At 47.5% G+C, this 12464-nt stretch carries 12 protein-coding genes; 7 read left to right on the forward strand and 5 right to left on the reverse strand.

Annotated features, from left to right (window positions below):
* The first annotated feature begins 57 nt into the window (after window positions 1-57).
* The 5 genes from gorA (at window position 58) to N7386_RS20935 (ending at window position 5788) form a co-directional block, all read left to right on the forward strand.
* Complete coding sequence (gorA, locus tag N7386_RS20915; protein ID WP_011718767.1) at window positions 58-1413, forward strand: glutathione-disulfide reductase; 1356 nt, start codon at window positions 58-60, stop codon at window positions 1411-1413.
* Between the two features lie 323 nt (window positions 1414-1736).
* Window positions 1737-1913 (forward strand): hypothetical protein, encoded by a 177-nt coding sequence (locus N7386_RS20920; RefSeq protein ID WP_176400016.1) that lies wholly within the window; start codon window positions 1737-1739, stop codon window positions 1911-1913.
* Window positions 1914-1916: 3 nt separating this feature from the next.
* Window positions 1917-3413 (forward strand): sodium/proline symporter PutP, encoded by a 1497-nt coding sequence (gene putP / locus N7386_RS20925; protein ID WP_279770825.1) that lies wholly within the window; start codon window positions 1917-1919, stop codon window positions 3411-3413.
* Between the two features lie 9 nt (window positions 3414-3422).
* Window positions 3423-4529, forward strand: a complete 1107-nt coding sequence (proB, locus tag N7386_RS20930) for a glutamate 5-kinase (RefSeq protein ID WP_011718769.1) — start codon at window positions 3423-3425, stop codon at window positions 4527-4529.
* A gap of 11 nt (window positions 4530-4540) precedes the next feature.
* Window positions 4541-5788 carry a glutamate-5-semialdehyde dehydrogenase gene (locus N7386_RS20935; RefSeq protein WP_279770827.1) on the forward strand — a complete coding sequence of 416 codons (1248 nt, stop codon included), beginning with the start codon at window positions 4541-4543 and terminating at the stop codon, window positions 5786-5788.
* A 136-nt stretch (window positions 5789-5924) separates the two neighbouring features.
* Here the strand turns inward: N7386_RS20935 and N7386_RS20940 are convergent, their stop codons facing one another.
* The 3 genes from N7386_RS20940 to N7386_RS20950 form a co-directional block, all read right to left on the reverse strand.
* Window positions 5925-6446: a hypothetical protein gene (locus N7386_RS20940; RefSeq protein WP_279770829.1), complete on the reverse strand. Its 522-nt coding sequence runs from the start codon at window positions 6444-6446 to the stop codon at window positions 5925-5927.
* Between the two features lie 2 nt (window positions 6447-6448).
* A complete protein-coding gene (locus N7386_RS20945) occupies window positions 6449-7501 on the reverse strand; it encodes an ATP-binding protein (protein ID WP_279770831.1) in 1053 nt (350 codons plus the stop codon).
* A 567-nt stretch (window positions 7502-8068) separates the two neighbouring features.
* The gene (locus N7386_RS20950) at window positions 8069-9601 is read right to left on the reverse strand and encodes a DUF3612 domain-containing protein (RefSeq protein ID WP_279770833.1); all 1533 of its coding nucleotides are present in this window, start codon (window positions 9599-9601) and stop codon (window positions 8069-8071) included.
* 208 nt (window positions 9602-9809) lie between these two features.
* Here N7386_RS20950 and N7386_RS20955 point away from each other — a divergent pair, with 208 nt between their 5' ends.
* The gene (locus tag N7386_RS20955) at window positions 9810-10373 is read left to right on the forward strand and encodes a malate synthase (protein ID WP_220054250.1); all 564 of its coding nucleotides are present in this window, start codon (window positions 9810-9812) and stop codon (window positions 10371-10373) included.
* Between the two features lie 264 nt (window positions 10374-10637).
* Complete coding sequence (locus N7386_RS20960) at window positions 10638-11588, forward strand: putative sulfate exporter family transporter (protein ID WP_279770836.1); 951 nt, start codon at window positions 10638-10640, stop codon at window positions 11586-11588.
* 49 nt (window positions 11589-11637) lie between these two features.
* On the opposite strand, the gene N7386_RS20965 is transcribed toward N7386_RS20960, so the two are convergent.
* A complete protein-coding gene (locus N7386_RS20965) occupies window positions 11638-11784 on the reverse strand; it encodes a hypothetical protein (RefSeq protein WP_083758005.1) in 147 nt (48 codons plus the stop codon).
* Between the two features lie 112 nt (window positions 11785-11896).
* Window positions 11897-12442: a LuxR family transcriptional regulator gene (locus tag N7386_RS20970; RefSeq protein WP_279770837.1), complete on the reverse strand. Its 546-nt coding sequence runs from the start codon at window positions 12440-12442 to the stop codon at window positions 11897-11899.
* Window positions 12443-12464 lie beyond the last annotated feature (22 nt).

The raw sequence follows: 12464 nt of genomic DNA on the forward strand, positions 1-12464 counted from the left end.
CCTACAATGACCTTCTGCTAATAAGCACCTCATTCTTAGAGTTAGACGGAGAAACTCATGGCTCAACATTTTGACTATATCTGCCTAGGCGCAGGCAGCGGCGGTATCGCCTCAGCTAACCGAGCTGCCATGCGTGGCGCTAAAGTTCTACTCATCGAAGCGAAACACGTCGGCGGCACCTGCGTAAACGTGGGCTGCGTACCCAAAAAAGTCATGTGGTATGGCGCACATATCGCCGAAGCCATGAACCTCTACGCCAAAGATTATGGATTTGATGTTTCAGTCAACAAATTCGACTGGAACACCTTAGTGAACAGTCGCGAAGCCTATATAGGTCGCATCCACGAGGCCTACGGTCGCGGCTTTACCAATAACAAGGTCACCCTGCTCAATGGCTATGGCCGTTTCGTTAATGGCAACACCATTGAAGTAAATGGCGAGCACTACACAGCTGACCATATCCTAATCGCCACTGGCGGCGCACCTACTATCCCAAACATTCCTGGCGCGGAATACGGGATTGATTCAGATGGTTTCTTCGCCCTGCGCGAACAACCTAAACGTGTCGCAGTCGTCGGCGCTGGCTATATCGCCGTCGAAGTCGCGGGCGTTTTACACGCACTGGGCAGTGAGACTCACCTGTTTGTGCGTAAACATGCGCCGCTGCGTAACTTCGATCCTATGCTAATCGACGCCCTAGTCGATGCCATGAAGACCGAAGGCCCAACCCTGCACACCAACAGCGTCCCACAATCTGTGGTTAAAAATGCTGACGACAGCCTGACTCTAAATCTCGAGAATGGCGAAAGCGTGACCGTTGATTGCCTGATTTGGGCCATTGGCCGCTCACCCGCGACGGGTAATATCGGCTTAGAAAACACCGATGTGCAACTGGATAGCAAAGGCTATGTGATTACCGACGCACAGCAAAATACCACCCACAAAGGCATTTATTGCGTGGGCGATATTATGGCAGGCGGCGTGGAACTGACTCCCGTTGCGGTTAAGGCAGGTCGCTTACTCTCTGAGCGCCTATTCAACGGCATGAGCGATGCCAAAATGGATTACAGCCAAATCCCAACCGTGGTCTTCAGCCATCCACCGATTGGCACTATGGGATTAACCGAGCCAGAAGCCCGCGCACAATATGGTGATGATAATGTGAAGGTTTACACCTCTGGCTTTACCTCAATGTATACCGCCGTCACTAGCCACCGTCAGGCCTGTAAGATGAAACTGGTCTGTGCGGGTAAAGAAGAGAAAGTCGTGGGTATTCATGGCATTGGTTTTGGTATGGATGAGATCCTTCAAGGGTTTGGTGTCGCCATGAAAATGGGCGCCACCAAAGCCGATTTCGATGCCGTTGTCGCCATCCACCCCACTGGTGCTGAGGAATTTGTGACTATGCGCTAAGCGCATGACTCAAGTTTTAAATCAGGCTCAATAGCCTGTAAATGTTGCATTTTATCGAAGCGGCTCTGAGATTCTCAGCGCCGCTTTTTTATGTTCAACGCTAAGCCATCAAGCTTATGTATCCGCTCTTAACATCCCATTCTTTAGCCCTAATTTTCGGTTAAAGCACAGGCAAATTTATCAGTATTCAAATCAATTTCCCTTGTTTTACGCCAACCAAAAGTATGCAAACTGGGCATTTCAACTTGATATTCCACTAATAAAGATCTTATTATAGTTATAGCACTAACTATTATTCATCTTAAATAAATCAAGGAGGCATTATGTCAGCTAAGCATGCTACAGATGAAAACCCCATCTCACAGATCATCCGTTCCACCCGGGAACGCCTTCATGGAACACTACAATATTTCTGCCTGTTCGCCATTCTAAGTACCTATCTCTTTGTCATTTTGAAACCGAGCTTCATTCAAAATAACAAAGCGTTAGGAGGAAAATAATCGATGAATTCCCTCTCTTACGTTTCATTGGCAATTTACTTTATTGCCATGCTCGCTATTGGTTTGTTCGCCTATCGTAAGTCGACCGATGATGTCTCTGGCTACATTTTGGGTGGCCGCCAAGTGAGCCCACACGTCACGGCACTCTCGGCTGGCGCCTCGGATATGAGTGGCTGGATGCTGATGGGCCTGCCCGGCGCCATGTTCCTAGTGGGGTTTGAAACCCTGTATATCGCCCTCGGATTATTAATTGGTGCTCTAATCAATTATCTCGTGGTCGCCCCTAAATTACGAGTCTACACAGAGGTCGCCGATAACGCGCTGACTATCCCTGAGTTTTTCGCCAAACGCTTTGGTCAGGCCGATAACAGCATTCGTATTATTGCCGCCGCCATCATAGTGATCTTTTTCACCCTCTATACCTCGGCGGGATTAGTCGCAGGCGGTAAGTTGTTCGAATCCGCCTTTGGGCTGAACTACGATATCGGCCTAGTCGTCACCTTAGCCGTCGTGGTGTCGTACACTCTGCTGGGGGGATTTTTAGCCGTTAGCCTTACCGACTTTGTGCAAGGCTGCATTATGTTTGTCGCCTTGGTCTTAGTGCCTTTCGTGGCATATCAAGAATTTACCAGCGCAGATCGTATGATGAACTTTGCCTATCAGTCGATCCCGCATTTTGCCGACGCGATGCAAAATGTGACTCTACTTGGCTTAATTTCCAGCCTCTCGTGGGGACTCGGGTATTTCGGCCAACCGCATATTATTGTGCGTTTTATGGCGATCCGCTCGGTCGCCGACATTAAAACCGCACGCCGCATCGGCATCAGCTGGATGACAGTAACCATTATCGGCGCATTAGCGACCGGCTTGGTCGGTATCGCCTACGCCAATAAATTTGGCATGAAACTCTCGGATCCTGAAACCATCTTTATCGTGTTTTCAGAGTTACTGTTCCACCCCTTAATCAGCGGCTTCCTGCTCGCTGCGATTCTCGCGGCCATTATGAGCACAATTTCATCGCAGTTATTAGTCTCGTCGAGTTCGCTGACCGAAGATATTTATCGCACCCTCTCGAAGAAACAAGCGAGCGAGCAAGAGATGGTAAAAATGGGTCGTTACGGGGTCGCAGGTGTTGCCATTGTCGCAACGCTGCTGGCGCTTGATCGCTCTAACAGCATCCTCTCCCTCGTGAGTAATGCGTGGGCAGGCTTTGGTGCCGCCTTCGGTCCGCTGGTGCTGTTTAGTTTGTATAAAGCTAATCTCACCCATAAAGCGGCAATTGCGGGGATTATTTCGGGCGCACTCACGGTGCTCTTTTGGATTTATGCCCCCGTGCTTGCCGACGGTAAGGCATTGAGTAGCTTAGTGTATGAGATGATCCCAGGCTTTGTTGTCAGCAGCACAGTGATTTATCTGGTGAGCAAATTCGATAACGACCCGTGCGCTAAAACCACTAAGCAGTTCCATCAGGCCGGTCGTGTATTGGCCGAGGAAAGCTAAGGAGGCGCTATGACAGACTCTCCCCGTAAACGTATCGTCGTCAAAGTGGGGAGCGCCTTAATCGCGCCCCACAAGCAAGGTTGCAGTAGTCATTATCTCTTGGGGATCGCGCAGTTTATTACTTATTGCCGTGTCCAAGGTATTCAAGTGGTATTGGTTTCATCCGGCTCGGTTGCCGCTGGGTGGCATCATTTTGAGGGCCAAGCTCAGCCAAGTGTCACGGTCAAAAAGGCCATGGCGGCCGCGGGTCAGGCGGATATGATGGCGACGTGGAATAAGCTATTTGATTTTCCTACCGCCCAACTGCTGCTGACCCATGGCGACTTACGTAATCGCGAGCGTTATATCAGTATTCGAGACACGATTTTTAGCCTGCTCGAACACGGTTTAATGCCGATTATCAATGAGAATGACGCCGTGACCGCCGACAAACTCAAGGTTGGCGATAACGATAATCTCTCGGCCATGGTGGCGGCTGCGGCCGATGCCGACACCTTAGTAATTTGCTCGGATGTGGATGGACTCTACGATCAAAATCCCCATGAACATCCCAATGCCAAATTGATAAAGCAAGTCACTGAAATCAATGCCGATATCTATGCAATGGCGGGAGGCGTCAGCAGCGATGTTGGCACCGGAGGCATGCGCACTAAGATCCAAGCCGCCGAAAAAGCCATCTCACACGGCATTGAGACCTTTATTATCAATGGCTTTAATGCCGACTCCTTTAGCCAGCTGCTAAAGGGGCAAAATCCGGGTACCCTCTTTACCCCCTACGAAAAACCGATGCAGGAACATTTGCATTGGATGACCCACACCTCGCAAGCCCAGGGCGAAGTGATCGTCGAGGATGATTTTGACCTCGCACTCGATCAGCACAGCGAGCAATTAACCAGCGATGATGTGGTTGAAGTCAAAGGGGATTTCTCAGTGGGCGACACCATTCTGGTACGTAAAGGCGATGGCACTAAGTTGGCGAAAGCCAAATCTAACTACAGCAGTTGCCTACTGAGTTTTATTACCGAGCAGGATGATCAGGCATTTGCCAGTGAATTCCAGCAAAAAACCGGCCCCATCATTTCCGATAAGAATATCGCCATTCTTAAATCCATTTGAGTGGAGAAACTATGAGCCTAATTAAACAAATATCCGCCGATGCCGCCCATGCGGCCCGCACACTCGCCCAGCTCGATGAGTCGTTAAAAAACACCGTATTACTGGATATGGCGCGCTCATTAAGGGAAAAAAGTTATGAAATCCAAAGCGCTAACCTGATTGACGTACACCGTGCGACTCAGGACAACTTAAGCCCCGCTATGGTCGATCGCCTCACGCTGAACCAACACCGCATCGAGGCGATGGCGCAAGGAATCGAAACCATCGCCGCCCTGCCCGATCCCGTTGGGCGCGAGCGTTTTATTGGTAAACGCCCCAATGGTTTATCTATCAGTAAGATGCGCGTGCCACTCGGCGTGGTGTGCATGATTTATGAGGCGCGACCTAATGTCACTGCCGATGCCGGCGCATTGTGCTTTAAATCCGGCAATGCGGTGATCCTGCGTGGCGGTAAGGAAGCGCTACACACCAGCCAAGTGATCGCCAGCATTTTACAGGCGGTACTGACCGCCTATGGCTTGCCTAAAGCACTTATCAGCGTGATCCCCGATCCTGACCGCGCCCTGATGCTCGAACTGATGCAGCAGCGGGAATTTATCGATGTGATCATCCCCCGCGGTGGCGAAGGACTGATTAATTACGTCACTGAAAACAGTAGCATTCCGGTTATTCAGCACTTTAAGGGCGTGTGCCATTTATATGTGGATAAAGACGCCAATCAAGATATCGCCTTGGATTTGCTGCTTAATGGTAAAACCCAACGCACAGGCGTATGCAACGCCCTCGAAGGCTTGTTAGTGCATAAGGATATCGCGCCGCGATTCTTGCCCCGCGTCGCCGAAGCCCTGGCCGAGCATCAAGTTAAAATCAATGCCTGTCCTCAGGCCGCCGCGTATTTCGATGCTTGCACTTATATGGCAGAAGAGGATTTTGGCCAAGAATACTTGGACTTAGAAATCGCCATTCGCCAAGTCGACAGCTTTGAGGTCGCCACCCAACATATCGCTAAGTTTGGCAGCCACCATACCGAGGTGATTTGCACCGACAATGAACTCACCGCCGCCCGCTTTCAACGCGCAGTGGATGCCTCGGTCGTTATGGTGAATGCTTCATCGCGCTTTTCTGATGGCAGCGAACTCGGCCTCGGCGCCGAAATCGGCATAGCCACCACTAAGCTACATGCCTACGGCCCCATGGGACTCGAAGCCTTAACCACTGAAAAATATCTGGTTTCAGGCACAGGACAGATTAGAGCTTAGCGATTATTCACAGAACCAGACTGATAGTAGACCGATAAATGATTAAGCACTGGCATTCCAGTGCTTAATCACCAACATCTGCGTACAATCTAGCGATGAATATCTGGTTAAATTTAATGGTTAAAGCCAAAATATCCTATCCTTCCACAGTCCATTTCATTTCAGGCTTTAAACTAAATTGATCGACTACTATTGGATGAGCGTCAATTGATTTTAATTTCTGTTTTAATTTTTGTATTACATCCACAGGATTTATTGCCCTTGGGAATAGTCTCGAATGTTTTTGTGGTTGTTCCAAATGTAGCACCACCCGAAGTTTATTAGTTCCTAATGCCCGCTTTGCAACACGCCTCTCTTCTTGATCATTAGCGTTGAATTTAGCGGCGACTAAACCAATTAAAGTATCACGTACTTTACCGAGCATTTCATCCCCGATATCTATAGGTTTCGTTCGTTGATGTGCTCGGTAGTCTTTGATTTCAATGAGCCATGTTGTATGACTATCTATGACGATCAAGTCGATTGCTTTTGCACCACCAAAAGCATTGTTAAATTGGTTACGATAAAATGACCAATCGTCATACTTTGTTGCTTTGATCAATGGTGCAAAATGAAAAGTTAATCTACCTTCGACAATAGCATTATTTTCTTCAATCAATTTTAGGCCTCTGCTTCCATGAATCGCTGTGATTGACTAAGTTCCTCATCCAACAGTACTAAAGTTTGTATTTCTTCGATGGCATCAGCTTGCTCGATCTCAACACCATTTTCATTTGGGCGAAGAGAAAAATAACGTTGTTTGATTTTCTTAAACTGCTTTTTTTCTGACAACACTTCTAGTTCGCGCAGCAAAAACAGTGAATGTGTGGCGATAAATACTTGAATGCCGTTCGCACATAAATGCAACACCATTTCAGCAATCAACTTTGTCAATTTAGGATTGAGATTGCTTTCTGGCTCGTCCCAAAAGAGATAACCTTTATCCAATAACGAACCAGTTCCAATTAAACGCGCAAGCATTGAAAGTTTTCTCAAACCTTCTGCAACAAGGGGCATTTCCATTTTTCCTTGACCAGGAGAGGACAAGTAGAAACGACCATTGGAGTCTAAAATTACTTTCCCACCCATAGAATCTTCTAAAGGCTTTAATAGAATTGCCGCTTTACTCTCCCTTGGACCTTTTAAAGCTGGTGCCCCCAACAGTAAACATGCATCACGATATGTTTCATCAAACTCTAGATAATGATTGTCATAAATGGATACAAAACCTGGATATAGAGTTAGTAATTCACGAGTAGGTAAAAAAACAGGAGCTTTAGGTTGCCAATCGCTATTAAGGGCACTAATTTGCACTTCAGATTTACTTGATGTTGAAAAATCAAGAGTGAAGTTAAGATTAGGGTTATCGAACTCTAAGGATAATTCACAACGTTCTCTTCCCTGTCTACGGCGTGCCAAACGTCCTAATGATTCAGGGCGAAGGACATTAACGAGTTTTTCAGCATACACCTTCTGTAATAATGATTTTGTCGGTGTAGTTGCGTTAGGCTTTCGCCCCTCTTCTGCACTTGCAGCTATTAAAGAATACGCGGTCTTTAATAAATGAGATTTTCCGCAGCCATTCTCACCAATAATTACATTTAAGCCAGGTGCAAAAGAAAGGTTTGCTTCGGCAAACACTGTCAAATTCTTAATAGTCATTCGTTGCAGCACGGTTACTCCTTAAAATCTACACCAATTCGATGATAGGCTTGAAATGTTAGTCTAACTAACAATATCTCAATCGTGTATATCAAATTGAGTTGTTACCGACACTTATCATCACTATGCGGTTTTAGTTCGATGCAATCTGCTAGTAATCATAGGTTAAAAGTTCTTTTTATTCAATACGATATCACAAAGATCACAGTTGAAAATCCAAATGTAATGTAGATTAGCACTTAGTAAGAGGGAACTCTAATTATCATTACTAATGAGCCGCACTAGTTATTTTTAATCTGCTAAATCCAAGAAATTTAATAGTTAAATTTTTTACCTATTTGCTGACTAAGAAACACCAAAGTCCACAGAGTTAAGTACTCTAGTGGCAGTGACCGTTGGGGGCATGGCCGCTCATTCACATCCATGTGATCGCGGCATTCGCACATTCATATGCAGCAGATGCCGCCGTCGAGCCCTCAGGGACGATTTCTTATAAAATAAAAGGGTGGCGTGTCACTGAAGTGAGAGTGCTTAATAGCAGCCATTTACTAAACCCTATGCAAAACTTCGCGACATAGTTTACTCCACCCCATCACACTGGGATTTACCCGCTTGGTAACAGCTGGGTTGCCGTGGGCAGACGGCGCCGCGGGAGCAAATCAGTCGGGCATCATTTTTAATACCGCGCTCAATCCAGTTGATATTCAATATCTTAGCCACGCTGACCAGATCGCTTTTAATATGCTTAGGAATCGCGATTGAGCCACCGCCAGAGACACAGGCGGCTTTTAAATCATGGGCGATAGAGAGTGCATCTTTACCTTGGGCTTCAATGGCCGGATTCAAATCGATGCCAGCACACAGCACATGGGGGTTGCCCGCCGAGTCTTCGACCTTAATCGACTCGCAGCAGTAAATCCGTGGTTCATTGCCCACATTTAAAATCGAAATTTGCGCCGATGTCCCAACTGAAGGCTCGCTGATCATTCTAAACACCGCCCAGTGCTGGCAAGGGTCTTCCACCAGCCGCATGTTGCCCCAAGGCAGGGGAATACCATTGCCACGGTAAACCGCCTTGAGTTTGCCCGGCGCGTAAGCATCAAAATAATGCCAATGGGGATAAGGCGATACCACAGTCATCCGCCGCATGGCGACCGAGGCCGACACTTGCAGCTGCTTATGCACCTCAATTTCGTAACCGTGACGGTCGAGTAATTGTCGATAGGGCACCTTAGGGCATAACAGGGCTCCGGCAAAAAAGCTTGACTCAAAGTCGCGCCACGCATGCAAAATATCCTGCGCGTTCAGGGTATTAGATTGCATCGTCACTTCTTCATCCATCTCCAGTTTTCGACCAGAAATCATCACACTCTTAAGCCCATCCTTGTTGTGCAATACACAATGGCCGATATGGGCAGCAAGATCGTACTTCAGCCGACTGGGGCGATTTTTAAGGACTTTATTGATGTAAATCGTGCTGGGCGGCTCGAAGAAAGAGGTCACTAACTGATGGGAGCTTACGCCGCGCTCGTCGATCACTTCCTGGGGCGTACTATCTATCCATTTGATTTTTAAGCCTACGCCCTTGGCAATATCCAGCATATCCTCGAGAGATAAGGGCATGCGTTTTAACCCAACCTCTTCGGCGGCACGCTCAAGATCGGGGAAATGATTTTGATGGTGTTCCTGATGGGCGCGGATTAATAAGTGGGCAAATTGCCGGCCCGAGATCCCAGTCTGGGATAGCATTTCAGGGATGGCTATTTGCAAAATATCATTTGAAAACAAAAAGCTGGGTTCGAGCGCCATGCCGCTAATCCCACCACGGCGGCCTTTGTCCGGCGTGATGGCACTTTCCTCGGGCACGTCGTCTAAAAACCAGTCAACATCCTTTTGAAAAACCGTGGCAATCACGGCCAACATTTCGGCACTGGGCACACGTTTTCCGCGTTCGATCATCGACAAATATGACACAGAGGGCGCACTGCCCGCATCGACGCGGATGCAACGCGCGGATAAATCTTCCATGGTTAAATTGTTACGTTTCCGTAGGTTACGTATTTTAGTCCCTAGGAAATGTGACTTTCTCATCAAGCTCTGGTCATTGCGCATTTTGTAAAATTCACATTGTAAAATTTTTATTGTGAAATTGTAGCCAAAAAAAGACTAGACTACAAATTAAGCAATCGAGGCAGGTTATCCACCTGACACTGCTTAACCATTAACTCTGTCGGACAAACCAAATTGAAGACAAACGTTGAACCATTAGAAGTGAAATCAAGGCCCTAATTTTTAATTTGAATGTGTAGAGGATGCAGCGATGAATATGTCAATTATCAATAGCCACCAGATCCAACCGAATCTAAACAGCTTCATCGCAGAAGAAGTGCTTGCCGTCGCCCAAGTGAACGTGGCCGAACATGAAAAACTTGCTCAGGCGAAGCAGTTCCTCGACCGTCATTTCCCGCTCGATGCGGGTTCGCACCAGGATGTGATCAGCTATGTAGTTTACTACCAACACCTGCTGGCATTTTTTGCCGACGGCAGCCACAGCGGATTACGCCAAACCAAGCAGTTTGTTGCCTTCAACGGCACTAAAGATGCACCAAGCGCCATAGTGTTACAGGACCAAGGCTGCCATGTAGAGTTATGTTTCGACCGCACTGGCATGATAGGCGCGCGGGATTTAGCAAATTTGGAAGATGTGCAAATCGAAGCGCCTGTTGAGTTAGCCGCCGAACCCACAGAGACACGCAACACCACCTCGCGCCACTGGTTAAGCCTGTTACATGCGGGAATGCCAAGCGCTAACGATATTCAAGACAAGCTGTTTACCGCTAAAGATGGTGGCGACTACAACCTGCAACGTATCGTGAATCTCTAAATTCCGCGTATTTTCACGGGAGAGCTGCCGTTGGCGGCTCTCCTTTTTAGCTTCAAACCTACCTATTCATTAAGACTCAATAAAATTGACTTACAAAATAAATTAAATTGATTTTATTGAAGCTGAGCCCAATCGTTATAATGCCCGTCTTTGTCAGCGTCCCAATGCTTATTCGATTGGCTTATTCGAGTATCCATGCCTATGTGGATGGAGCTAAAAACCCAAGATTGGCACGATAACACTCAGTCGCAAACCTAAGGCGTTATGAATTTTTCATCGATAGTCTCGCAACTTAAGCAACCCCATCGCCTTGTGTTTATCTGCGCCGCACTGGTATGTCTCGCGCCTGTTATCTCATCCCCCATGGCGCTTGTGCTCGGTTTTACCTTGGCCAGCCTAGGTTGGGTGCCACACGACTGGAATATCGCCGCCCTCACCAAAAAATTACTGTCCTATTCGATTATCGGCTTAGGCTTTGGCATTAACTTCAACGCCGCGATTGAGGCCAGCAGCCATAACCTAGGGTTAATTGTCGGCTCGATTATTTTTACGCTGATCTTAGGCTTTATGGTGACTCGCGCCCTGAAGTTTGACCCGATCACAGGCCACTTAATCGCCTCTGGCACCGCCATCTGTGGCGGCAGCGCCATTGCCGCCGTATCGCCAGCGATTAATGCCAAACCAGACCAAACCGCCACCGCATTAGCCTGTGTATTTGTACTCAACTCGGTAGCCTTATTTTTATTCCCCGCCCTCGGGCATTTGCTCAATATGAGCCAATACGATTTTGGCGTGTGGAGTGCCATCGCGATTCACGACACTTCCTCTGTCGTCGGCGCGGCCTCTGCCTATGGTGATGAAGCACTTAAAACCGCCACAACCATTAAACTGGCGCGCGCACTATGGATTATCCCCATCGCCCTTGTCAGTGCACTGATCTTTGGCGGCGATAAACGTAAGCTTAACCTACCGTATTTTATCGGATTTTACTGTTTAGCCATCGCAATCGCCCATTGGCTGCCGCAGTTTCAGCCACTCTACGACACGCTGTTTATGGTGTCTAAACGCACCTTGGTTCTGTGTCTGTTCTTGATTGGTGCGGGGATTACGGTGCAAAAAATGCGAGCGAGCGGCCCTAAACCTTTGCTGCTGGGCGTGGTTCTGTGGGCGGCGATTGGGGTAACGTCTTTAGCTTATATTCTGTATTTTCAATAGATTGGATTTGAGTCTAACGGCTCAGATTGACGCGATAACGCGGGATGCATTATTCGGCGTTAGGTTTAATTCGCCAAGCCAACCCCAGTACGCCTAAAAAGGCGGAAAATTCGATCAGCGAGCGGAGTAATCCTGTGGTTTGCGTGGATGCAACCAAGGCAATAAGGCAAAACACAATCAGCAGCGAGTTTTTCAATTGCATCCTCCGACAAACTTAGGGGATGCTCATTATTGTTTAGAACCAAAAAGCCAGCCAATATCGATTTTCAATAACAAATAGCTATAACAACTAAGCCTGAGCGTTTAGCTTAAGCGGCCTTATGGGCGCTATCGGACTCGTTTGCCACCAGTTCTTGGTTATGTTCCTGAATAAAATCCTCCATAAACCAAGCACAAAAGGTGTGGCGACCATCAACGGCGGCCTTGCCATAAATGGTCGACGCCTGTTGGCGCACCGTTTTCTCTTTTGTCTGTCTCACTTCGGCAATTTCTTTAAAACTCAGCCCTTTAAGCAATAAAAACGCGACTTGCTGCTCGCTCTTGGTAAAACCCCAAGTATCAAACTGGTTTGCAACGGCTTGGCTGTATTCCTGTCTGGCGGAGCGCATTTGGGTCGACATATTGTCGATTTTTTTATCGGCGTACTCGAGGCGTTTTGCTAAGGCTTTAACTTCGCGCGAGCGGCGAATTAAATCGTAACTGAGGTAGATGGCCCCGACGGCGGTGAGCACTAAGAGTATGGCTTCCTGCACTAAATGCCATTGCGGAATGCCTAATTGAATGTCGGAACTAATGTCAAAAAGCTTAAAGCACATGATGAGTGCCAGCAGACCAATAATGACAATATCCTTCATTTAAAACTCCTAAATAAAAGCA

It is taken from the genome of Shewanella sp. GD04112, from assembly GCF_029835735.1.
Classification (GTDB): domain Bacteria; phylum Pseudomonadota; class Gammaproteobacteria; order Enterobacterales; family Shewanellaceae; genus Shewanella.